This is a genomic window from Listeria grandensis (assembly GCF_014322885.1).
GTDB classification, from domain to species: domain Bacteria; phylum Bacillota; class Bacilli; order Lactobacillales; family Listeriaceae; genus Listeria_A; species Listeria_A grandensis.
Genome location: NZ_JAASUG010000003.1, coordinates 228,431 through 250,440, shown reverse-complemented (window position 1 = coordinate 250,440; position 22,010 = coordinate 228,431). Strand labels below are relative to the sequence as shown.

The 22,010-nt window shown below is 42.3% G+C and carries 18 protein-coding genes; 12 read left to right on the top strand and 6 right to left on the bottom strand.

Annotated features, from left to right (window positions below; genetic code table 11):
• Positions 1 to 26: 26 nt before the first annotated feature.
• Together HCJ54_RS06210 and HCJ54_RS06205 are read right to left on the bottom strand one after the other, a co-directional pair.
• Entirely contained in the window at positions 27 to 1,382 is a 1,356-nt protein-coding gene (locus HCJ54_RS06210; RefSeq protein ID WP_187137003.1) for an aspartate kinase, read from the bottom strand.
• A gap of 253 nt (positions 1,383 to 1,635) precedes the next feature.
• Entirely contained in the window at positions 1,636 to 3,594 is a 1,959-nt protein-coding gene (locus HCJ54_RS06205; protein WP_187137002.1) for a fructose-1,6-bisphosphatase, read from the bottom strand.
• Between the two features lie 214 nt (positions 3,595 to 3,808).
• Here HCJ54_RS06205 and HCJ54_RS06200 point away from each other — a divergent pair, with 214 nt between their 5' ends.
• From HCJ54_RS06200 to HCJ54_RS06165, 8 genes are all read left to right on the top strand, one after another.
• Complete coding sequence (locus HCJ54_RS06200; protein WP_187137001.1) at positions 3,809 to 4,546, top strand: gamma-glutamyl-gamma-aminobutyrate hydrolase family protein; 738 nt, start codon at positions 3,809 to 3,811, stop codon at positions 4,544 to 4,546.
• Positions 4,547 to 4,674: 128 nt separating this feature from the next.
• Positions 4,675 to 5,088: a phosphate-starvation-inducible protein PsiE gene (psiE, locus tag HCJ54_RS06195; RefSeq protein ID WP_036065362.1), complete on the top strand. Its 414-nt coding sequence runs from the start codon at positions 4,675 to 4,677 to the stop codon at positions 5,086 to 5,088.
• A gap of 19 nt (positions 5,089 to 5,107) precedes the next feature.
• Positions 5,108 to 5,707, top strand: coding sequence for a short chain dehydrogenase (locus HCJ54_RS06190; RefSeq protein WP_187137000.1), 600 nt, complete (start codon positions 5,108 to 5,110; stop codon positions 5,705 to 5,707).
• A 13-nt stretch (positions 5,708 to 5,720) separates the two neighbouring features.
• On the top strand, positions 5,721 to 6,098 hold the full coding sequence (locus tag HCJ54_RS06185) for an OsmC family protein (protein WP_187136999.1): 378 nt from the start codon (positions 5,721 to 5,723) through the stop codon (positions 6,096 to 6,098).
• 229 nt (positions 6,099 to 6,327) lie between these two features.
• Entirely contained in the window at positions 6,328 to 7,611 is a 1,284-nt protein-coding gene (locus tag HCJ54_RS15620; protein WP_187136998.1) for a glycosyltransferase, read from the top strand.
• Entirely contained in the window at positions 7,604 to 8,626 is a 1,023-nt protein-coding gene (locus HCJ54_RS06175; protein ID WP_187136997.1) for a glycosyltransferase family 4 protein, read from the top strand. Before HCJ54_RS15620 ends, HCJ54_RS06175 begins: the two co-directional genes overlap by 8 nt.
• A 6-nt stretch (positions 8,627 to 8,632) precedes the next feature.
• Positions 8,633 to 9,670, top strand: a complete 1,038-nt coding sequence (locus HCJ54_RS06170) for a lysylphosphatidylglycerol synthase transmembrane domain-containing protein (protein WP_185411477.1) — start codon at positions 8,633 to 8,635, stop codon at positions 9,668 to 9,670.
• 118 nt (positions 9,671 to 9,788) lie between these two features.
• Entirely contained in the window at positions 9,789 to 11,510 is a 1,722-nt protein-coding gene (locus HCJ54_RS06165; protein WP_187136996.1) for an ABC transporter transmembrane domain-containing protein, read from the top strand.
• 47 nt (positions 11,511 to 11,557) lie between these two features.
• Here HCJ54_RS06165 and HCJ54_RS06160 read toward each other — a convergent pair whose 3' ends face one another.
• On the bottom strand, positions 11,558 to 12,109 hold the full coding sequence (locus HCJ54_RS06160) for a GNAT family N-acetyltransferase (protein ID WP_185525948.1): 552 nt from the start codon (positions 12,107 to 12,109) through the stop codon (positions 11,558 to 11,560).
• A 6-nt stretch (positions 12,110 to 12,115) separates the two neighbouring features.
• Positions 12,116 to 12,781, bottom strand: a complete 666-nt coding sequence (locus HCJ54_RS06155; RefSeq protein ID WP_187136995.1) for a TetR/AcrR family transcriptional regulator C-terminal domain-containing protein — start codon at positions 12,779 to 12,781, stop codon at positions 12,116 to 12,118.
• A gap of 126 nt (positions 12,782 to 12,907) precedes the next feature.
• Between HCJ54_RS06155 and HCJ54_RS06150 the strand changes: the two genes are divergently transcribed.
• From HCJ54_RS06150 to HCJ54_RS06140, 3 genes are all read left to right on the top strand, one after another.
• The gene (locus HCJ54_RS06150) at positions 12,908 to 14,380 is read left to right on the top strand and encodes an MDR family MFS transporter (protein ID WP_036065348.1); all 1,473 of its coding nucleotides are present in this window, start codon (positions 12,908 to 12,910) and stop codon (positions 14,378 to 14,380) included.
• Between the two features lie 151 nt (positions 14,381 to 14,531).
• Positions 14,532 to 17,177: a cation-translocating P-type ATPase gene (locus tag HCJ54_RS06145; protein WP_185525950.1), complete on the top strand. Its 2,646-nt coding sequence runs from the start codon at positions 14,532 to 14,534 to the stop codon at positions 17,175 to 17,177.
• Between the two features lie 187 nt (positions 17,178 to 17,364).
• The gene (locus HCJ54_RS06140; protein WP_187136994.1) at positions 17,365 to 20,532 is read left to right on the top strand and encodes an immunoglobulin-like domain-containing protein; all 3,168 of its coding nucleotides are present in this window, start codon (positions 17,365 to 17,367) and stop codon (positions 20,530 to 20,532) included.
• A 68-nt stretch (positions 20,533 to 20,600) separates the two neighbouring features.
• Here the strand turns inward: HCJ54_RS06140 and HCJ54_RS06135 are convergent, their stop codons facing one another.
• Both HCJ54_RS06135 and HCJ54_RS06130 read right to left on the bottom strand, forming a co-directional pair.
• Complete coding sequence (locus HCJ54_RS06135) at positions 20,601 to 20,885, bottom strand: rhodanese-like domain-containing protein (protein ID WP_185525952.1); 285 nt, start codon at positions 20,883 to 20,885, stop codon at positions 20,601 to 20,603.
• A gap of 76 nt (positions 20,886 to 20,961) precedes the next feature.
• Positions 20,962 to 21,237, bottom strand: coding sequence for a DUF1294 domain-containing protein (locus HCJ54_RS06130; RefSeq protein WP_036065345.1), 276 nt, complete (start codon positions 21,235 to 21,237; stop codon positions 20,962 to 20,964).
• An 86-nt stretch (positions 21,238 to 21,323) separates the two neighbouring features.
• Between HCJ54_RS06130 and HCJ54_RS06125 the strand changes: the two genes are divergently transcribed.
• Positions 21,324 to 22,004, top strand: coding sequence for a hypothetical protein (locus HCJ54_RS06125; protein WP_187136993.1), 681 nt, complete (start codon positions 21,324 to 21,326; stop codon positions 22,002 to 22,004).
• Positions 22,005 to 22,010: the final 6 nt, after the last annotated feature.

Here is a 22,010-nt window from a genome sequence, read left to right as displayed (position 1 = left end):
CATCAATTTTCGAGTCGATCCATTCTTTATTCTGCGTCAAAAAACTCGTTATACAACGCGCGTACCGCTTTTTTCTCCTCCTCTTCCTTCACGCCAAACATAATGCTGACCTCAGAAGACCCTTGATTAATCATCTCAATGTTGACATGCGCTTCCGATAAGGCTTTTGAAGCGCGCGCGGTAGTTCCGACATTGTGCTTCATTGCTTCACCAACGACCATGACAAGCGCGATGCCATGCTCTATCATGACTTCATCAGATGACAACTCATTTTTCAAGCGATCTAGCACGGTTGTTTCTGTTTGTCGATCCATCTGATTCTCTCGCAAAATAATCGTCAAATCATCGATCCCAGAAGGCATATGCTCATACGTCAAGCCAACATCTTCTAAAATTTCTAGCACTTTGCGACCAAATCCGATTTCACGGTTCATCAAGTATTTCGTAATATAAATACTGCAAAAACCGCCATCACTCGCGATTCCCACAACTGGACCATTCGTATTTTCCCGGTGGTGAATCACGCGTGTACCGGGTAATTGTGGTCGGTTCGTATTTTTAATTTGAACAGGGATTCCTGCTTGGAAGGCGGGAACAAGCGCTTCATCATGGAACACAGAAAAACCAGCATAAGACAACTCACGCATTTCCCGATATGTCAGCTCGACAATCGCGCGGGGCTTATGTACGATAGAAGGATTCACCGCATAAACCGCATCGACATCTGTAAAGTTCTCATAGACCTCCGCTTTCACGCCATTCGCCACAATCGCCCCCGTGATATCCGAGCCACTGCGCGAAAACGTACTGATTTCGCCATCCTTCGTATAACCAAAGAACCCAGGGAAAACAACAATCCCGTCACGTTCCAGTAATTTATACAAATTATCATAACTTTCCGGCAAAACTTGCGCATTTCCAGGCTCATCTGTCACAAATAACCCCGCATCTTTCGGATTCACGTAGTGCGCTTCTGTTCCTTGACTTCGGAAAAATGCCGCGATCAATTTCGCATTATTATCCTCACCACTCGCCTTAATCCGGTCCATGTAGCGGTCGGGATTCGCCTTATCAGAAGCCAAAAGCTCCTCAAAATCTCGGGTGATTCGGGCCATAACTTCCGCACCAAGACCTAGTTCATCCGCAATCGACGCATAGCGAGCCAGCACTTCCTGCTCCAAATCCACCGCCGTTTCCCCTAACAGATGTTTTGCGCCACAATCAATTAATAAATCCGTCACCTTCACATCATCTGCAAAACGTTTACCAGGAGCTGATACAACAACGAACTTTCGCTTCGAATCCTCTACCACGATTTTGTATACTTTTTGTAGTTGCGTAGCCGAAGCCAGCGAACTTCCGCCGAATTTAATAACTTTCATCTTTCACACTCCTGATCCATTCAATTAACCATGCAAAATTTAAATTCAATTTTCTGAATCTAGTATGCATAGGCTCGTACTCTATTTATCCATTATGAACGTTTTCGGTAGAAAAAACAATATGTTTTTTGAATATTGAATCGGGCAGGTGAAAAAGCGATGCTGTGCACTCCGTTTCGAAGCGTCATACAGCATCACTTTACCCTGTTAAAAAGGTAATGCGATTCTTACTTTAGGCGCATGTACATATTTTTTAATGTCGTTCTTTAATTAAGCCTTGTCGGTATGCACGGAGTAAGCATTTGAGTTCGTCGATTTGCTGCAATAATTCTTGACCGATATCGGTATCGCGAACCAACTTCCGTTCGGTTTCTGTCTCAATCACTTGGCGCGTCGAGAGAATGTCGGTTTCTTTTTGAATGGCGTCTTCTGTGGAGGTGAATGGCTGATGGGAGACCAGCTGCAAGCCAAAGGAGTTGTACAGTAGCGTATATCCCGCAAGACCTGTTGTTTTTTGATAAGCAGGGGAGAAGCCGCCATCGATGACTAGCATCTTGCCACCAGCTTTAATCGGACTTTCGCCTTTCCCTTCTTTTACAGGTGTGTGCCCATTAATAATATGACCACTCGTATCCAAATCAAATTCTGCTAAGATCTGATGGCAGGTGGCTTCTTCGTTTCGCAGTTTATAATAGGCATTCTTCTTCTCGACATGGGTTTCTTTATCCGCGACAAAGTACCGTTCAAAAGTTGTCATCTCACTTTTTCCAAATAGAGAAGATGCGGCGCCCGTCCATAAATACCAGACGATATCAAGCGCATATTTTTTCTCAGGGGTGCCACTTGTCCGAAAATAACCTTCCCGTGCGATTTGCTCAAACTGATTCAAAAGGGCGCGTCCAGAAAAACGTTGACCTTTTAGCGTCATCTCCATGAAACTGCCATCTTCGTTTAGCGGAATGCAACCATGATACAGCAAGTTGTTATTATAAGTCAGCACCATGCTACCCTTGGCGTAAAGAAAGGAGACGTGGCGTTGCAATTTTTCACAGTTTTTAAAAGAAGCGGTGAGTTTATCGATCAGCTCATGCTCGCTATCCGTTAGTGCATAAGGATTATCGGGGTCAATCGTCGGGAAATGCGTATCTGTTAACGGATACGTTTTCCCTTTTATTGTCACCGTCCCAGCCGCATAATCGACCATATCAAGTAGTAAACGATGCTCCATCTCAAACTCAGGATGACGTGCAATAATCTCGCCTTCCAGTTTAAACTGAATAACCGCAATCGCCTTATGCATCCGTGCAATCTGATTAATTTCCGTCGTGCTCTGCTCCGTTATCGCCGTCTGCTGCGGTAAAAAGGCAGTACAAGGATCATCCCTATAATTTTCCTCCGCAAAAAGTGCTAATGGCCGAATCGAGATGCCATAACTATCCTCAATAATATCCAAATTTAGATAACGACTCGAAATGCGTAATACATTCGCCAGACAAACACGCGATCCACTCGCAGCGCCCATCCAGAGCATATCGTGATTGCCCCACTGAAAATCAAGTGAATGATATGCCATCAACGAATCCATAATCTTATCAGGATAAGGTCCACGATCATAAACATCGCCAACGATATGTAAATGATCGACAACAAGACGCTGAATGAGGCGTGCAAGGGCGCCGATAAATTCCCCAGCTCGATCAAGCGAAATAATACTCGCAATAATTTCTTGATAATAAAGCGACTTATCCATCACCAAATGGTTTTCATGCAACAATTCTTGCAAAATATATTCAAAATCTGCCGGCATTGCTTTGCGGACTTTCGAACGTGTATACTTAGACGAAACATGCACAGAAAGCTCAATCAATTGAAAAAGTGTACTCTTATACCAAAAATCTAAATGCTCCGTTGTCTCTAGAATCAAATCTAGCTTTTGTTCGGGATAATAAATCAATGTCGCCAGGCCATTCATTTCCTCATCGGTCAAACGATCGCCGAAAACATCATGGATTTTACGTTTGACGACACCTGAACCGTTACGAATCACTTGTTCAAACGCTTCATATTCCCCGTGCAGGTCACTCAAAAAATGTTCGGTCCCTTTTGGGAGATTGAGAATGGCTTCTAAATTAATAATTTCAGTGGCTGTACTTGCAATGGTCGGATAATTACGAGATAACAAACTTAAATATTTGAATTGGTCTGTTTGCATAAATATAAATCCTCCTTTTAATAGAGCCGTTATTTAATAATTGGTATAGTTCATTATAAATAACTGTACAAATATTCGCAAGGCAGATGATTCGAATTTTGAAAAACGGTTATGTAGTATAATAGAGAAGTGCTTAGAATAAATTTTAATCGAAGAAGCTTACAAATATTTTTAAGTAGGTTGTGTGGCAGACTAGTGGAGGAGATGGTTAGCGATGACAGTTATCATTGGAATTTCAGGAACGCTCCGCAGTATGGAGTTTCCACAAAATATTTTTGAGCCGCGCGCGACAGTAAATGATACGTACGTGAAGGCGATCGCAAAAGCAGGGGGTGCGCCGATTATTTTACCAGTGACGCAAGGTGGTTATGCGAAGGAGATTGTGGCGCGCATTGACGGCTTAGTGCTTACAGGAGGCGATGATATTTCGCCATTCTTATATGGAGAAGAACCGCTCGCAGAACTCAGCGCAACGCTACCCGAACGGGATATTTATGAAATCGAATTATTGAAAGAGACGCTGGCACAAAATAAGCCAGTACTAGCGATTTGTCGTGGTGTGCAGTTGATGAATGTGGCTTTTGGTGGGACATTGTATCAAGATATCAGCTATGCACAGGGGATTGAACGCCAGCATTTACAACGCACAGATCCGGTTTTTCCAATTCACTCGATTACGACGAAAGCAGCATCGGAACTCCGTGCTATTTTTGGTGAGAAGACCATGGTTAACTCGCTACACCACCAAGTAATTCGGGATATAGCCGATGAATTTCATGCGACGGCTTGGGCGTCAGACGGTGTGATCGAAGGCCTTGAGCGAGAAGGCAATCTCTTTGTTGTCGGCGTGCAGTGGCATCCAGAAATCATGGTGAAACAGGACGACGAAATGTGTCCTTTATTCGAAACCTTCGTTCAAAAAGTAGAAGAAAACACCGACGCACCATCTTAACCAAAAAGCTGTGCCCGTATCGTGTTTTGTAAGCGATGCGGGTACAGCTTTTTAGTGAGGACCATCAGAAATGAATTGTAGGCTAAAATCTGGTACAATAGAGAACACATGAGAGGAGTTGTGAGCAGATGGATTTTATTAAAAGATGGTCAGACAGAACACCACGGTTGTTGCGAGCGGCACTTAATTTAGCCTTAATCTTAGTCGCGATCACACTCGTTATTTCGTTGTTTAAAGAAGTATGGGAGATTTTTTATAGTATCTTTTACGATGCTTCGGAAAATTTTTATCAGATCACAGAAGAAATATTAGTTTTCTTTCTTTATTTTGAGTTTTTAGCTTTGATTATTAAATACTTTGAGATGGGTTATCATTTTCCGTTACGGTACTTTATTTATATCGGAATTACTGCCATTGTGCGCTATATCATTCTCGATCATAAAAGTGCAGCATCGACATTATTTTTGTCCAGTGCCATTCTGGTACTATTAGTTTCACTTTTTGTCGCTAATACTAAAACGATGCGACGGAACTCGGATTAGTTTTAAGGGGGAATTTTTGTTGAAAATAGTATTAGTTGGAGCGACTGGAACGATTGGAAAAGCAATTATTGCAAAGCTTGAAAAGGAACATACAATTATAACAGCAAGTCGTAAAGGCGCCGATGTGATGCTTGACATGACATCGGTTGCGAGCATTCAAGCAATGTATGCGCATGTTGGGAAAGTAGACGCGGTTATTGTTGCAGCAGGAGCGGCTTATTTTGGTCCACTTGAAACAATGACGCCGGAAGACAATCAACAATCTATTGACAGTAAGCTAAAAGGTCAGATGAATCTTGTTCTGCTTGGTTTGGATCATATCCAAGATGGCGGTAGCTTCACTTTGGTGACTGGGATTATGATGGATGATCCAATCAAGCAAGGAGCTTCAGCGGCAATGGTGAACGGTGGCATCCGCGCCTTTGTTAAATCGGCAGCGATTGAGACACCGCGTGGGATTCGGATAAATAGTGTAAGCCCCAACGTATTGCAGGAATCTTGGGATAAGTATGCTGACTTCTTCGTCGGTTTTAACCCAGTTCCCGCAGAAAAAGTGGCCCAAGCTTTTGTTAAAAGTGTTTTAGGCGGACAAACAGGCCAGAATTATGAAGTGTATTAGGAGGAATGAGAGAATGGATTTAGTAAGAGGCGCGAATGGGTTTGATGTGATCCATGAGAATGGAAATTGGCAGTTAAATCGCGATACTGGTTTTTCACCAACACAAGCAACGGTGGCAGCAGTAGCAGCGTGTAGCGGATATGTATACGACGCTATTCTAGAAAAGAAGCGAATTGATTATACGATCGAAAATATTCATGTGACATTTGAGCAAGATCAGGAAGCAGTTGTGCGTGTTTTAAAGAAAATTGAGGTTACCTTCACATTGAAAGTAGGCGACGCAGATCAAGCGAAAGCTGAAAAGGCGCTCCACCTTGTTAAAAAATCGTGTCCTGTTGCGATGTCACTTGATCCCAAAATAGAGATCATCGAAAAAGTTATCTTTGTATAAAAGGACGTAAGAATGAGGAAAAATCAAACCATAGGCCTAGGTAAATTGTTGAAGATTGTTGCATAATAGAGTTAGATATGGTTGCGTTACAGAAATATTGAAAAATAAAATGATTTTTTATCTGGATTTTTGTTATAATAAGGATGGATGACTTTAAGCTTAAAATAAAAACAGGCTTTGGCAAAGGCACGATGGTACTTTATCATGGTGTGGAGGGAAGGCGAAAACAGTGAACATAGGCATTTTTACAGATACTTTTTTTCCGCAGATTAGCGGTGTGGCAACATCAATTAAGACGATGGAAAAAGAGTTAACAAAACGAGGACATAATGTATATATATTTACAACCTCAGATCCACAGGCTGACTTGGAGGCGGAGCAAGGGAAAGTATTCCGTTTTTCAAGCATTCCGTTTGTGTTTTTTCCTGAGCGCCGAATTGCGGTTGCTGGAACACAGAAGGTAGCCCATTTGATCAGACGTTTAGAAATTGATGTTATTCATACCCATACCGAGTTTTCGATGGGGCTAATCGGGAAAAAAATGGCGAAAAAATTCGACCTACCTGTTTTGCATACGTATCACACGATGTATGAGGATTACTTGCATTATATCGGCAAGGGTAAACTGATTACTCAAGGCGTTGTACAGCGACTAAGCCGTGCTTTTTGTGAGTCGATGGATACGGTTATTGTCCCAACAGAGAAGGTACAAACGTCGCTACGTCGTTATGGTATTCCGAATCATATTCGCATTATCCCAACAGGAACGGAATTTCAATCGTTTAAAGCCGACCGTTTTGATAAAACGAATTTGCAACATACGAGGGCTGCTCTTGGCATTGCGCCAAATGATAAAGTGGTGGTCTCAGTTGGTCGTGTCGCGCAAGAAAAAGGCATTGATATTATCGTGAAGGCCTTTCCGAGTGTGCTTGCGAAGATACCGAATGCGAAATTACTCATCGTCGGGGATGGCCCAGCTCGCAAGGAGTTGGAAGAACTGGCGTTTACAGAAGATATTTCGAAATCAGTCATTTTTGCAGGAGAGCAGGATTGGGAAACGATTGGTCGTTTTTATCAATTAGGAGATGTGTTTGTCAGTGCTTCTACATCAGAAACGCAAGGCATGACCTACATTGAGGCGATGGCTTCGGGCATTCCTGTGATTGCCAAAACGGATCGGAGTAACGAAGGCCTTGTGTTGGACCGCATAACGGGTCGAAGTTTTAGAACAGATGCAGAATTGCCAGAAATGATTTGTGGATTGTTGCAGGAGAAGGATATGGCAGGTCGCTTGGTCACAAACGCATTGCACCATATTCAAAGCTTTTCAGCAGAACAATTCGGCGCCAACATTGAACAATTATACATGGAAACGTGTGAGAATTATGGCTGGATCGATGGAGAAAGAACTTATGAGCCGTTAGATCAGTATACGGTGAGCAATTATGTGTTAAGCATTCCAGCAGCAGTACTCCAAAAACGTGAAAAGAAAGTGAGAAAATACCATGAATAGAATTACGATGCTATCCTCTGCAGAAAAAGTGAAGGGACAGGGGGTAGCTTCTGCGTATCGCGAGCTCATTAACTTAATGACAACGCATCATGCGGATAAGTATGACATCGCCATTAATACATATCGCAAATCTGACATCACACACTATCACACGATCGATTTTCCGTTTTTCTTATCCACTTTTAGGAGGAAGCGGCGTGGTGTGATGGTTGGATATGTGCATTTTTTACCGGAAACTTTGGACGAGAGTCTGAAACTACCTTGGATTGCAAAAAAGATTTTTTATAAATACGTTATTCTATTTTATAAACGGATGGACGTGCTCGTTGTTGTGAACCCGTCATTTATTCCGCAATTAGTAGCGTACGGCATTCCAAAAGAGAAAATTAAATATATACCGAATTTTGTGTCAGCGAAAACATTCTATCCAATGTCTGGCGCAGAAAAGTTAGCATTGCGCCGAGAACATGGTATTGCACCGGATGCTTTCGTCGCGATTGGTGTGGGGCAAGTGCAGCATCGTAAAGGCGTTCTCGATTTTATTGAAGTCGCCAAAAAGTTACCAGAGATGCAATTTATTTGGGCTGGCGGTTTTTCTTTTGGGAAAATTACGGCTGGGTATAAAGAGCTGAAGGAAATTTATGATCATCCGCCGAAAAACGTTCAGTTTCCAGGGATTGTGGAGCGTGCGGATATGAATGCATATTATAATATGGCGGATGTGCTTTTCTTGCCGTCATTTAATGAGCTGTTTCCGATGGCGATTTTAGAAGGTATGAGCAGTGGGCTTGCTGTGTTGTTGCGGGATTTGGAGCTGTATGAGGGCATTCTTGCGGGCAATTATATGCAGGCCTCTGATGTTGCTTTATTTCAGGGCGAGTTGGAGCGGATGGCAAAGGATCCAGCATATATGCAAACGGCGAAAGATGGTGCTAAAAAAGGAGCGGACTATTATTCAGAAGCTAGACTCACTGGATTATGGCAGGAATTTTATGACGGGCTTTTGAAGGGATAGAAGCAGATGAATAAAAATACAAGCCGGCATGTAATCAGTATTTTACTTGTTGTTGCGATTAGTGTTGGGTTTATTTTTTTCCAATTTCGTAATGTCAAATGGAATGTTGTTCTGGACGTTTTAAAAAATGTGAATTTAGGTTATATCGGGATTGCTTGTTTGGCAATGTTTTTATACTGGTGGCTGGAGTCGGTTGTTTTGCAGCGATTTGGAAAACTTGCAGATCCGACATTAAAGTTACGAACGTCCTTTCGAATTACGATGATTGGGCAGTTTTTCAACTCTGTGACGCCGTTTGCAAGTGGTGGTCAGCCGGCTCAGCTTTACTTGTTGACACGACGAAAAATAGATATTGGGCTTGGGAGTTCTGTGCTCTTAATCAAGTTTATTATTTACCAAGCGGTGATCGTGGGGACCTTCGTATTTTTCTTGATTTTCGGTTTTCCGTTATTGGGGCATACGACATTCGAGATTAAATATTTAATACTGATTGGCTTCGTCATCAATTTGGCGGTCATTGTCGGCTTGATTACAGTGGCTAAAAGTGAGCGTGTGGCATCAGCGATCGTGCATATTCTGTTAAAACCAGCGCTATTATTTGTGAAAAAGGAACGTCGTGCGGGCATTCGCGAAAATGCGGATAGTAAAATTACATCGTTCCATGAGGAAAGTGTGCGTTTTAGCGGGAACCGGCGGCTGATTTGGGAATGTACGCTTTACACAGTTGTCCAGTTGCTCTTTTATTTAAGCATTCCTTATTTTGTGTTGCTGAGTATGGGTGTGACGGATGTTGGCTTGATGACTGTGATGACGTATCACGCTTTTGTTATGAAATTGTCGTCTTCGATTCCGACGCCTGGTGGTAGTGGTGGTGCGGAATATAGCTTTACCTCGTTTTTTGGTATGGTACTCAGCCCGGAAAAACTAGTAATGGGTCTCATTTTATGGCGTTTGATTACGTACTATAGCTGCACGATTTTCGGTGCGATTGCGATGATTCCATTTGGACGTAGGAAAAACCGTCAATTGGGCGGGAATAGATAAGAAAAAGGAAGTTCCTATTGAAATGGGAACTTTTTTTGATTGAGAATCAATCTCAATTAGGCAAGCGTGTATTTTTTTGTTATAATGGAATTTCCGTGAGAAGAAGGGGGAGAATTGGGTGTTAAAACGATTTTTTAGTTATTATAAGCCATACAAGCTTTTATTTATAATCGATTTTGGGTGTGCGGTAATTGCGGCATTACTTGAGTTAGCGTTTCCGGTAGCTGTGAATCAGGTGATCGATAAGTTGTTGCCTAACAAGGATTGGGGACTTATTGTGACGGCAGCTTTGGCGCTGTTGTTCTTTTATTTCTTGAATATGTTTATGCAATATATTGTGACGTATTGGGGGCATATGTTGGGGCTCAATATTGAGACGGATATGCGTCGGGATTTGTTCGCGCATTTGCAGAAGCAACCGTTTGAGTATTACGACAACCAGAAAACGGGGAAATTGATGTCGCGGATGACCACCGATCTGTTTGAAATTGGTGAGGTCGCGCATCATGGTCCAGAGGATATTTTTATCTCGATTATGTCGCTTGTTGGAGCGTTCTTGTTGATGATGACGATTAATGTGAAGCTGGCGGTGATGACGATTGTACTCGTACCGATTTTGACGGTGCTGATTATTTTTTTCAACAAGAAGATGACGGGTGTGAATACGCAGATTTTCAAGGATTTGGGGAGCTTTAATGCAGGTGTAGAAAATGCGATTAGTGGTGTGCGTGTTGTGCAGGCGTTTGCGAATGAGGGGTTTGAGCGGGAGCGTTTCGGCAAGTTGAATCAGACGTATCGCAAATCAAAATTGATGTTTTACAAGGTGATGGGATTTAGTTTTTCGTTTAACTACTTTTTAATGCGCTTGATTACGCTGTTTGCTTTGTTTTTCGGCTCCTATTTCGTGATTAATGATGGGATTTCGTATGGGCAGTTTGTGAGCTTTATTTTGTTGACGAATGTCTTTATGCGGCCAATTGAGAAGATTAACGCGGTGATTGAGAGTTATCCGAAAGGGATTGCTGGATTTAAGCGGTTCATCGAAGTTATGGATACAGAACCATCGATTTTAGATAAACCTGGAGCGGTTGATGCGGGACATTTACGAGGAGATATTCGCTATGAAAATGTGTCATTTCAATACGATTCTGGAAAAAAAGTACTGGATGGGGTCGATTTGACGGTGAAAGCTGGGGAAACGATCGCGTTCGTGGGTCCTTCTGGTGCTGGGAAAACGACGATTTGTAACTTGTTACCGCGTTTTTATGATGTGACAGATGGTGCGATTACAATTGACGGTGTGCATATTGGGGCGATGACATTGGCGTCTTTGCGCGCTCAGATTGGGGTCGTGCAACAGGATGTGTTCTTGTTTTCTGGAACGATCCGTGAGAATATCGCTTATGGGAAATTGGATGCAACCGATGAGGAAATTTGGTACGTGGTGCGGTTAGCGCATTTGGAAAAAGTGGTGAACGAGATGCCAAATGGTTTGGATACTATGATTGGAGAACGTGGCGTGAAACTTTCTGGAGGTCAAAAACAACGGCTTGCGATTGCTCGGATGTTCTTGAAAAATCCGCCAATTTTAATTTTGGATGAGGCGACTTCTGCACTCGATACGGAGACGGAGCTTGTGATCCAACAATCACTAGATGAATTGGCAAAGGGAAGGACGACATTGATTATCGCGCATCGCTTGGCAACGATTAAACATGCGGACCGGATCATTGTGGTGAACGAGTCGGGAATCGCGGAGCAAGGAACACACGCGGAATTAATGATGAAGAAGGGGGCGTATCGTCAGTTGCACGATGCTCAGTTTTCGAGGAACGAATAGAGATAAGGATGGGACTGGCATTATTGTGCCGAGCGCCCATCCTTCTTTTATTTTTGATATTTTTTGCGGTATTCCCGAGCAAGTATACTCATCGTGATGGAGTCATGGTAGGTATGGTTGTAAAATAGTGCTTCACGCTGAATGCCTTCCACTATGAAACCGACTTTTTCATAGGCACGGGTGGCTTGTTTGTTGTAATCAAAGACATTCAATTCAATTCTGTGTAGGTTCAAAATGCCGAATCCATAATCAAGCATTAACCGCATGGCCTCAGAACCGTAGCCTTTACTTTGATGTTCCGTTTTGCTGATCGCAATGCGTAAATTGGCATGGCGATTGGTCGTATCGATATCTTGAATTGCGATGTCTCCAATGACTTCTTCTGTATCTTGCAAACAAATCAGTAACAAGATAGCGTCGCTTTCCTGCCATTTTGTCGCGATATATTGCTCGATTTGAGGGTAGGTGAACGCTTGTTTTGTTCCAGTTAAACGGCGAACATCCTCGTTAAAAAACATCGTATAATACGCATCCAGATCGTTCGGATGTAGTGGACGTAAAAAAATGAATTCTCCTTGTAAAAGCTTATCTTGACGCATATTCCATCACCTTTCTTTATTCATGTCAAGCAGTTTTTCAGCACCGGCAATAATGACATCGAGTCCAAACGAAAAATTCAAATCAAATCGGCTCTCAGACTGGGCGTGTTTTTTCATGACAGGTAGTACGCGCAAGTCTTGCGTATCCTCGCGCTCAAACATCGAGGCAAACAAATCATGAATCTTTTCTGGGCCGACTTCGTTTAGGGTGCGTTCTTGAGAGGCCTCATCGATCGCGATCCCCGTCACGTAGTTGTCGATTAGATTGCATAACGCCAGTGTCTGATCATCATCGAAACCGGCTTCCAAGAAAGCGACGAACAGGCAATCAATCATTTTCAAACGGTAAATGTCGATCGGAATTGTTTTCATCATGATTTCGGCACCGTCAGGAACTGCACACATGGCATGATGACTTCGCATTGCAAGCCAGCGTGTTTTCTCCTGCCACGAAAGCGCCGGATCAGGTAGCTCAATCTGAGCGGAGATGTAACTCGCCAAACCTTGAAGCAAGTCCTGTTTATTTTTGAAATGCCAATAGAGCGCGGGGGCTTGTACATTCATCGCTTCGGCCACTTTGCGCATCGATAAACTTTGGATACCGTTCTTCTGTAAAACTTCTAATGAGGCTAGAATTATCTTTTCTTTTGTTAGATTTCTTTTTTTGCTCACTAAAAATACTCCTTTAGACTGATTTTATTTTAAAGGGAATAAGGATATAATTTAACAGTGTTAAATTAAAAGGATAAGCCGTGATAGTTCTATTATACATGGTTACGATCAAGAAGGGTGAGAAAAATGGCGAAAACAGAAACGAAAATAGTTCCGGTATTAGTCGCGTTAATGCTTGGAATCTTTGTTTCTTCTCTTGACAACACAATTGTTGCAGCGAGTATGGGAACAATTGTAGGGGATTTAGGGGGACTTGATAAGTATGTTTGGATTACGTCAGCGTACTTAGTTGCGGAGATGGCAGGGATGCCGATTTTCGGAAAATTATCGGATATGTATGGACGGAAACGGTTCTATGTGTTCGGGATTACCTTATTTTTAATTGGTTCGATTCTTTGCGGAACGGCGGAAACGATGACGCAACTGGCCATTTATCGTGCGATTCAAGGCGTTGGTGGTAGTGCGTTAATGCCGATCGCGTTCACGATTATTTGGGACGTGTTACCGCTAGAAAAAAGAGCGAGTGTGGGCGGTTGGTTCGGCGCTGTATTCGGCCTATCAAGCGTTGTTGGACCGCTACTTGGCGCATTTATTACGGATCACATTAGCTGGCATTGGATTTTCTATATCAACGTGCCGATTGGGATTGTGGCCTTATTCTTAATTAGTATTTTTTATAAAGAATCGCCGAAACATAATAAAGCTAAAATTGATTGGCTGGGCGCGTTCTTCCTCGTTGGCGGGACGGTTGCTTTAATGTTTGGACTCGAGCTTGGTGGCCAAACGTATGCATGGGACTCAGTACAGATTTTAGGATTGTTTGCTCTGTTTGTCATCGCGATGATTGTGCTGATTTTTGTGGAGCGTCGCGCATCAGATCCGATTTTACCGTTTTATTTGTTTAAGCGTCATGTCTATTTAGGGACGGTGCTGACGGGGATGCTGTACGGTGGAGTCTTCATGGTTGCGACGATTTATATCCCGCTGTATGTGCAAGGTGTCGATGGTGGAACGGCGACGAATTCAGGCTTGTTACTCCTGCCGATGATGGTTGGGACAAGCGTGATGGCGGCTGTTTCGGGGAACTTGGCGAATCGTTTTAGTTTTCGCGCGATCATGATTTGTGCAGGGATTTTGACGTTTGTGACGACGATCCTGTTTGGGACGCTGACGCCGGATACGCCGCGTTACATGTTGACGATTTACATGGTGATGCTAGGTGTAGGAATCGGGCCTTCGTTCTCGATTCTTGGAACGGCGAGTCTGTATAAAATTAATCCGAGTGAGCGCGGGACAGCGAGTGCGACGAATAATTTTATTCGCTCGTTTGGGATGACTGTTGGGATTACGATTTATGGCGTAGTACAGCGAAACCTGTTTGCGGATGGCGTTCCTGAGATGTTCAAACATGTGGATAGCCGTGCGATTTTATCACCAGAATTGCGCGCGAAAATTCCGACCGAAATTTTGGATAAAGTGACCGAAGTGTTGTGTAGCTCAATCGCACAAACTTTCCTTTGGACGCTGATTCCGCTAAGTTTGGCATTCTTCACGATGCTTTTGATGGGGAAAGCAAAGATGTCGGATTTAAAAGAATAGTTCAGCGCACCGATACAGATATATTTTTTCTTAAAATAATACGCATGCGAAAACGCGAAATCTTTTAGAGGATTTCGCGTTTTTTTGATTTAAAGATGAGATTTTTCGGGTATAATGGATAGTATATTGTAAAAAAAGAGGTGTTTTGGGAATGGCGAGGTATCAGGAAGAGGCAGAAAAAGTATTAGAAGAGTTAGAAACTTCTGCGAAAACTGGTTTGACAGCGACGGAAGTGGCGAATCGGTTGGAGCGGGATGGTTATAATGAATTGAAAGACAAGTTGAAAGATCCTCTATGGAAACTGTTTTTAGAGACGTTTAAGGATCCGATGGTTATTGTGCTACTTGCCGCAGCGCTTGTGCAAATTTTGCTGGGTGAGGTTGTGGAGTCGCTTATCATTTTTGCGGTGCTACTTTTGAATTCGGTTATTAGTGTGGTGCAGACGCGGAAGGCGGAGGGTTCGCTTGATGCGCTCAAGGAGATGTCGGCGCCTCTGGCAAAGGTGATCAGGAACGGAGAAAAGCTGACGATAGCTGCGCGGGAACTTGTGAAGGGTGATATCGTATTGCTTGATGCTGGTGATTTCATTCCGGCGGACGGACGAGTTTTTGAAAGTGGTTCGTTGAAAGTCGACGAGGGGATGTTGACGGGTGAATCAGAAGCGGTAGAAAAACATGTACGGGCAATTTCGGATGAGGTGGCCTTAGGTGATCGGAAAAACATGGTGTTTAGCGGGGCATTAGTCGTTTATGGACGAGGAGCTTTTGTCGTAACGGAAACGGGCGGTGGCACGGAGATCGGGAAGATCGCAGGCTTGTTGGAAAGCGCCGAAGCAAAGCAAACCCCTTTACAGCAAAAATTGGAGAGCTTTAGTAAAAAACTCGGTATCGGGATTTTGCTTCTTTGTATCTTGATTTTTGCCATTGAGGCGGGGCGTGTTTGGTTTGGCGGCGGAAGTGGCGACATGACGAAGGCGATTTTGAATGCGTTTATGTTCGCAGTGGCAGTGGCTGTTGCGGCGATTCCGGAGGCGTTGTCTTCGATTGTGACGATTGTGTTGTCGGTCGGAACGAATAAGATGGCAAAAAGGCATGCGATTATTCGGAAACTGCCGGCTGTCGAGACGCTCGGTTCAACGAGTGTGATTTGTACGGATAAGACGGGGACGTTGACGCAAAACAAGATGACCGTGGTGGATTATTATTTGCCGGACGGGACGCAAGAAGTTTTCCCGGATACACCGGATACATGGTCGGAGGGTGAGCGTCGGTTGATTCATATCGCGGTGCTTTGTAATGACTCGAACATCAATGAGGAGGGGCTTGAACTTGGAGACCCAACGGAGGTTGCGCTGATCGCGTTTAGTAATAAGAACAATAAGAATTACAACGAGATTCGTGAGCGTTATTTACGGGAAGCGGAGATTCCGTTTGACTCGGAGCGGAAGTTGATGTCGACGATGCACACGTTCGACGGGCAAAAAGCGATGCTGACCAAAGGTGGACCGGATGTCGTGTTCGCGCGCTGTAGCCAGGTATTCTTGGATGGCAAAGAACAGCCGCTTACGGAGGAATTGAAGGCCAGTTTGATGCAGGCGAATGAGGACTTTTCGAATCAGGCGTTACGGGTTCTAGCTTATGCGTATAAGCGTTTGGACGGCTCGCAGTCGGATGTTGATTTGGACGATGAGCATGATTTGGTGCTCGTTGGTTTGACGGCGATGATTGACCCGCCACGTGAAGCGGTTTATTCCGCGATTGAAGAGTCGAAAAAAGCCGGAATTCGAACGGTGATGATTACCGGGGATCACAAGACGACAGCACAAGCGATTGGACGTGATATTGGTTTGATGGAACCGGATGATATCGCGCTGACAGGCCAAGAGCTCGATGCCTTATCAGAGCAAGAGCTAGATGAAAAGCTGGAACATATTTCGGTGTACGCACGTGTCTCTCCTGAAAATAAAATTCGGATCGTCAAAGCATGGCAGAAAAAAGGCAAGGTAACTTCGATGACGGGTGACGGTGTAAATGATGCACCAGCCTTGAAACAAGCGGATATTGGTGTTGCGATGGGAAGCGGGACAGACGTTGCCAAAGATGCGTCGGCGATGGTGTTAACGGATGATAATTTCGTATCGATTGTAAGCGCGGTGGAAGTTGGCCGTACCGTTTTTGATAACATAAAAAAAGCGATTGCCTATTTGTTTGCGGGAAATTTAGGTGCGATTATTGCGATTCTGTTTGCTTTGGTATTTGACTGGATCAATCCATTTACAGCACTTCAATTGCTGTTTATCAACTTGGTCAACGATTCATTACCAGCGATAGCGCTTGGCATGGAAAAAGCAGAGCCAGACGTGATGGAACGGAAGCCACGAGATATTAAAGAAGGTATTTTTGCAGGTGGAACGATGCAGGCTGTTGTCACGCGTGGCCTATTAATCGGGGTAGCGGTTATTATTTCGCAATACATCGGGTTACAGCATTCTCCTGAAATCAGTGTTGCGATGGCGTTTACAACCTTGATTCTAGCGCGGACATTGCAAACATTTGCAGCTCGTTCGAATAAGCTGACTGCATTTGAAGCAGGATTTTTTAGTAATAAATACGTTATCTATGCAGTGCTTGTATGTTTCGTCTTGTATGGCGTGACAGTGCTCCCAGGTGCACGCGAGATCTTCTCCATCCCAGAGACGTTTGGCTTAAGCGAGTGGGGAATTGCAGCGGGACTAGCACTAGCCGCCGTTATTTTAATGGAACTTGGAAAAATTGTAAGTCGTCTTTGGAAAAAATAAGTACCTAGGAAAAGCTGGTATGAAGTCATTATTATTATGGCTCCTATCAGTTTTTTTTTGATGCATCTATAGACGTGTACTTATACGTCACGTATGCGCTAATTTTACAAAAATAGATTGTGTCTTGCATGTAAAAACAAGAGAATAGATGTAACGCCGTTAATAAATTAAAAAGGAGAGTAATAAAATGAAACCGATAGAAAATTTTGGGAAAAAGCTACTTGCCATAACAGCAGTTGCTACAATGGCTATGAGCACGCTTATACCCCCAACTGCAATCTATGCAGAGGAACTAACAAAGAAAGCGGAACAAAAAATTCAAAAGTCAACAAATGTAAGGGATAAGAACGTGAATTCAAGTACAAGACAACAAGCGAAGGGCGCTTATGATCAATTACTAAATAATACGACATTTTTTGGTGATGGCTTAGGAGTGAATCGTTATTCTAGTTGGCAGGCTTATTTTATTGAAAGAAGTATTAATTCTTATGAACCGATCTATTATTCGCCACGGTCGACGTTCGGGGCGCCAAGTGGTTATGTGCCTGGGTATCATGTAATTAATGGTGGCAGTGAAGCGCCAGCCGAAAAATATGTTCGTGTAGACAATAATGTGATGAAATTTCTTACAGATGCTAGATTTACTCCTCGTGAAGCAGGGTTTAGACAAACTTTTTACACGACAAAAGGTAGAAGTTATACAGCGTCTGTAGACTTAGAGAAAAAAGATGTTAGTTTAGCGACTTATGCAGCGTTTGTGGGCCTATTTGATGTTAGTAAAAATACGTTTCCTCTTAATGAAGATAATCAATTTACAACTAGGGAAAGCTTGACTATCGATTCAAAGAAAACGATAACTAAAACATATATTGCAGAATCAGAAGAAACTTCCTTCATCGTTGGAAAATCAGCGTACAATGGGGGTAATGCCAGATTTAAAGAAAATATGGAAATTTCTAATCCAAGGGTTACCCTTACACATCCTGAAATTTGGTCGCGGATTGAGGGGTTATTTGGGAATGATACTTATGGGTATTTAAGCACGGGTGTAGATAAAGCTGATATTGATGCGGTATATGATTCTATTTCTGATGAGGAATACAGAGAAGAGTACCATGTTATGCGCGATTTGCTACTTCGTGCATATACGCTATTAGCAGATCAATCGGTCGCAAAGTTATTTAGTGACGAAGAACGCACACAAATCAACAACACAGATGTTACCCATATCCAATCTGCAGAAGAGGAAGTCAAGGCACTTACCGATTCAGAAATGAAAACGAAGATGTTAAAAGATATTGAAATTGCGTACTCTTTATTACCAAGCCAATATGACCGTGATAATTTGCTTCGTAATATCTCATTCTATAACAACGGGACTTTTGAACCGAGTCGTTATGGAAATTGGAGCACATTTACGGATCACGTGAAAGATCCAAGTGTAAGACCACTTATTAAATATGGCGAAATAGATATCTATATGAACACCCCACTTATTTTTATGAATAACAGCGAGAGTTTCAAGAGCCGTCCAGAGTCGGCTGGTATGGTATTTGAATTGCCAAGTGTTAATGAGACCGAGTTCTTTGTTGGTATGCGGCAACAAATCTATGGCATCGAAGGGCGCACATATATAACTACTGCAGAAGTGGTTAAAAATGGTTTTGGTGGAAAAGCAACTGCCAAACTAGGCTTTGTGGACTTGAAGGACGAGGTGTATTCCAATGAGGTTGTTGTTGGTGAAGGGACTCCAAAAAAGTTGATACAAGAATTTCATTTGAGTAATGCAGATAATTTGAATATCGATAGGCGTTCAGCAGAAGTACGTTTTGCATTCAGCAATAAAGAATACCAAATATCAAGAGCAAGCATTTACTCTTTAAATGTGACAGAAAAGTATAAGCAACACTGGGAACCGATTGATAACCTGTTTGTAGATACAAATTTTGATGCACTAAAACAAGGTGTCAGCTATATGCAATTACAAGAAATGCAAGCCAAAGTAGCAAGTTTACAAGGGCAAATTAATGATTCCGATTATTACGCAATGGTTGAATTAGTAAAAAAAGCGTTCAGACTTTTGGACTCCATAACACCAGATGATTTCATGTTGGTACGGGATTCCTACGTGACAGGTACTGCGATGCAAGGTGTACATCATATAAAATTAAAGGTTGGGGATAAAGTACACTCTGGTGGAGAAGTAAAGGACGGGAATTTCCGTTTTTATGCTAAGGACAAGATTAAGTCTAAAACAGAACAAGCAGAAATCATTGCATTTGACGCAAAGGATACAGTCATTGGTACGAAAACAGTAAACGTCAAGGATTACCTTGGTCAAGGAAGTGTCACTCCTGACAATTACAGCCTTATAAGCAGCAAATATATCACAGGTAAGTATACTGGAGATGTTGTGAAAATGAAGTTAAGAGTGGACGGGAAAACCTATTTTCGTGGAGAGGTTATCGATGGCAAAATTAAGGCTTATGCACACGATATAATCAAAGCGGATACTCAGAAAGTAGAAGTTTTGGTATATGATGTGAAAGATAATTTATTGGATACAGAGGAAGTTGTTGTAAATCCATTCAGCCAAGGAAGTGTCACTCCTGACAATTACAGCCTTATAAGCAGCAAATATATCACAGGTAAGTATACCGGAGATGTTGTGAAAATGAAGTTAAGAGTGGACGGGAAAACCTATTTTCGTGGAGAGGTTATCGATGGCAAAATTAAGGCATATGCACACGATATAATCAAAGCGGATACTGAGAAAGTAGAAGTTTTAGTATATGATGTGAAAGATAATTTATTGGATACAGAGGAAGTTGTTGTAAATCCATTCAGCCAAGGAAGTGTCACTCCTGACAATTACAGCCTTATAAGCAGCAAATATATCACAGGTAAGTATACCGGAGATGTTGTGAAAATGAAGTTAAGAGTGGACGGGAAAACCTATTTTCGTGGAGAGGTTATCGATGGCAAAATTAAGGCATATGCACACGATATAATCAAAGCGGATACTGAGAAAGTAGAAGTTTTAGTATATGATGTGAAAGATAATTTATTGGATACAGAGGAAGTTGTTGTAAATCCATTCAGCCAAGGAAGTGTCACTCCTGACAATTACAGCCTTATAAGCAGCAAATATATCACAGGTAAGTATACTGGAGATGTTGTGAAAATGAAGTTAAGAGTGGACGGGAAAACCTATTTTCGTGGAGAGGTTATCGATGGCACAATTAAATCTTATGCAAGCGATATAATCAAAGCGGATACTCAGAAAGTAGAAGTTTTAGTATATGATGTGAAAGATAATTTATTAGATACAGAGGAAGTTGTTGTCACGCCGTAGCGTGATGACTTTCTAAAAACGATGAAAATAGCTCGAAACAAGTAATAATCTTGTAACGAGCTATTTTTTTAGCTTTCTAACCAAGCATTCATACCGCCAATCACATTCTCACACTGAAACCCGCGAGCATTCAGGTATTCGCAAGCTTGCATCGAACGGTTGCCAGAATAGCAAATCACGCTATAAATCGTATTTGGATCTAGCTCATCCACAAAATTTGGTAAGCCTATAAGTGGAATATTGCGTACACCCTCGATATGGATTGCATTAAAATCAGCAGTATCTCGCACATCAATAATATTAGCTACAGAACGATTCTCTAGCTCCTCTACAGAAATAAGATTAAAACTCATATCAAAAACCCCTCTCGAATATCTCTATTTTAATGCATCATCTAGGATGAAAACAACTTCTTAGCTTGAGATGAAGCTATTTAAAATAGGTAATGAGATAAAAAATAATGCCGATATGAAGCACAATCGAAAGCGGAACGAACAATTGGAATTTCCGTTTGTGCGTTTTATGATGGAAAATAGACATACCGAGCCATGATCCAACCCCTCCACCTAAAAAGGCACAAAGCAATAATGTCGCTTCAGGGATACGCCATTGGTGCTTGACTGCTCTATTTTTATCGATCCCCATCATAGCAAAGCCGATCACATTGATCATACTATAATACGCCGACGCGAGTAAAAGTAGCATAAAATTCTCCTTGTCTTTAAAAGTGCTAAATAATTAGGAACAGGCTATAATTATAACATATTAAAATGAAAGGGAGGTTTTACAACATGATTCGGGAGTATGCTACTTTTTTTGGTATGACGATAGTAAGGCCAGTAAAGACGAGTATGCAAGCAGAGAAAAAGCGGCACGGTGCATTTGGATTAATACATATTTCCTTATTTGTACTATGTTTGACGTTTCAATACGCTTGGAATATGCGGGACCTAATTTTAAATTCGTTACAAGGTTATCCGATTTTTCAGCGTATTATTACAACAATTTTTGTGTCATCTGGGCAAGTTCTGCTCTATATTTTGGTGATGATGCTACTAAATGTAACGGTCGTTTGGCTCGCTGTGCGCTATGTTATGGGGATTAAAGAAGTTTCCTTTCTAAAATGTGCGGCTGGAATTGGTGGAATGATGACTTTTCCACTCGTTATCATGATTCTTTCACTCTTTGCTACATGGTATATTTCGACACTCGTTTCGGTGATTTTGTGCATGGTTGCGTTATTATTTTTACCATTCTCGATGATGTATTTTATTATCGGACATTACGAAAAATCAAGAGTCGACGTTTATTGGATTAGTTTACTAGTGTTTGTCGTCGTTGCGTTGATCACCATCGAGGGCATGGTTTTACTCGTACAAATTTTTACATCGAACGTGCATGAGCTGACACAAGAGATCCACCAAGCGGTTGTCGATTGGCTTGAGGCCCTAAAATCAAGGCTCCGACGCTAAAAATTG

Coding starts and splice junctions, on each gene's coding strand:
- HCJ54_RS06210 (WP_187137003.1), bottom strand. CDS start 1,382: ATGAAAGTTATTAAATTCGGCGGAAGTTCGCTGGCTTCGGCTACGCAA.
- HCJ54_RS06205 (WP_187137002.1), bottom strand. CDS start 3,594: ATGCAAACAGACCAATTCAAATATTTAAGTTTGTTATCTCGTAATTAT.
- HCJ54_RS06200 (WP_187137001.1), top strand. CDS start 3,809: ATGACAGTTATCATTGGAATTTCAGGAACGCTCCGCAGTATGGAGTTT.
- psiE (WP_036065362.1), top strand. CDS start 4,675: ATGGATTTTATTAAAAGATGGTCAGACAGAACACCACGGTTGTTGCGA.
- HCJ54_RS06185 (WP_187136999.1), top strand. CDS start 5,721: ATGGATTTAGTAAGAGGCGCGAATGGGTTTGATGTGATCCATGAGAAT.
- HCJ54_RS06175 (WP_187136997.1), top strand. CDS start 7,604: ATGAATAGAATTACGATGCTATCCTCTGCAGAAAAAGTGAAGGGACAG.
- HCJ54_RS06170 (WP_185411477.1), top strand. CDS start 8,633: ATGAATAAAAATACAAGCCGGCATGTAATCAGTATTTTACTTGTTGTT.
- HCJ54_RS06160 (WP_185525948.1), bottom strand. CDS start 12,109: ATGCGTCAAGATAAGCTTTTACAAGGAGAATTCATTTTTTTACGTCCA.
- HCJ54_RS06150 (WP_036065348.1), top strand. CDS start 12,908: ATGGCGAAAACAGAAACGAAAATAGTTCCGGTATTAGTCGCGTTAATG.
- HCJ54_RS06145 (WP_185525950.1), top strand. CDS start 14,532: ATGGCGAGGTATCAGGAAGAGGCAGAAAAAGTATTAGAAGAGTTAGAA.
- HCJ54_RS06140 (WP_187136994.1), top strand. CDS start 17,365: ATGAAACCGATAGAAAATTTTGGGAAAAAGCTACTTGCCATAACAGCA.
- HCJ54_RS06135 (WP_185525952.1), bottom strand. CDS start 20,885: ATGAGTTTTAATCTTATTTCTGTAGAGGAGCTAGAGAATCGTTCTGTA.
- HCJ54_RS06130 (WP_036065345.1), bottom strand. CDS start 21,237: ATGCTACTTTTACTCGCGTCGGCGTATTATAGTATGATCAATGTGATC.
- HCJ54_RS06125 (WP_187136993.1), top strand. CDS start 21,324: ATGATTCGGGAGTATGCTACTTTTTTTGGTATGACGATAGTAAGGCCA.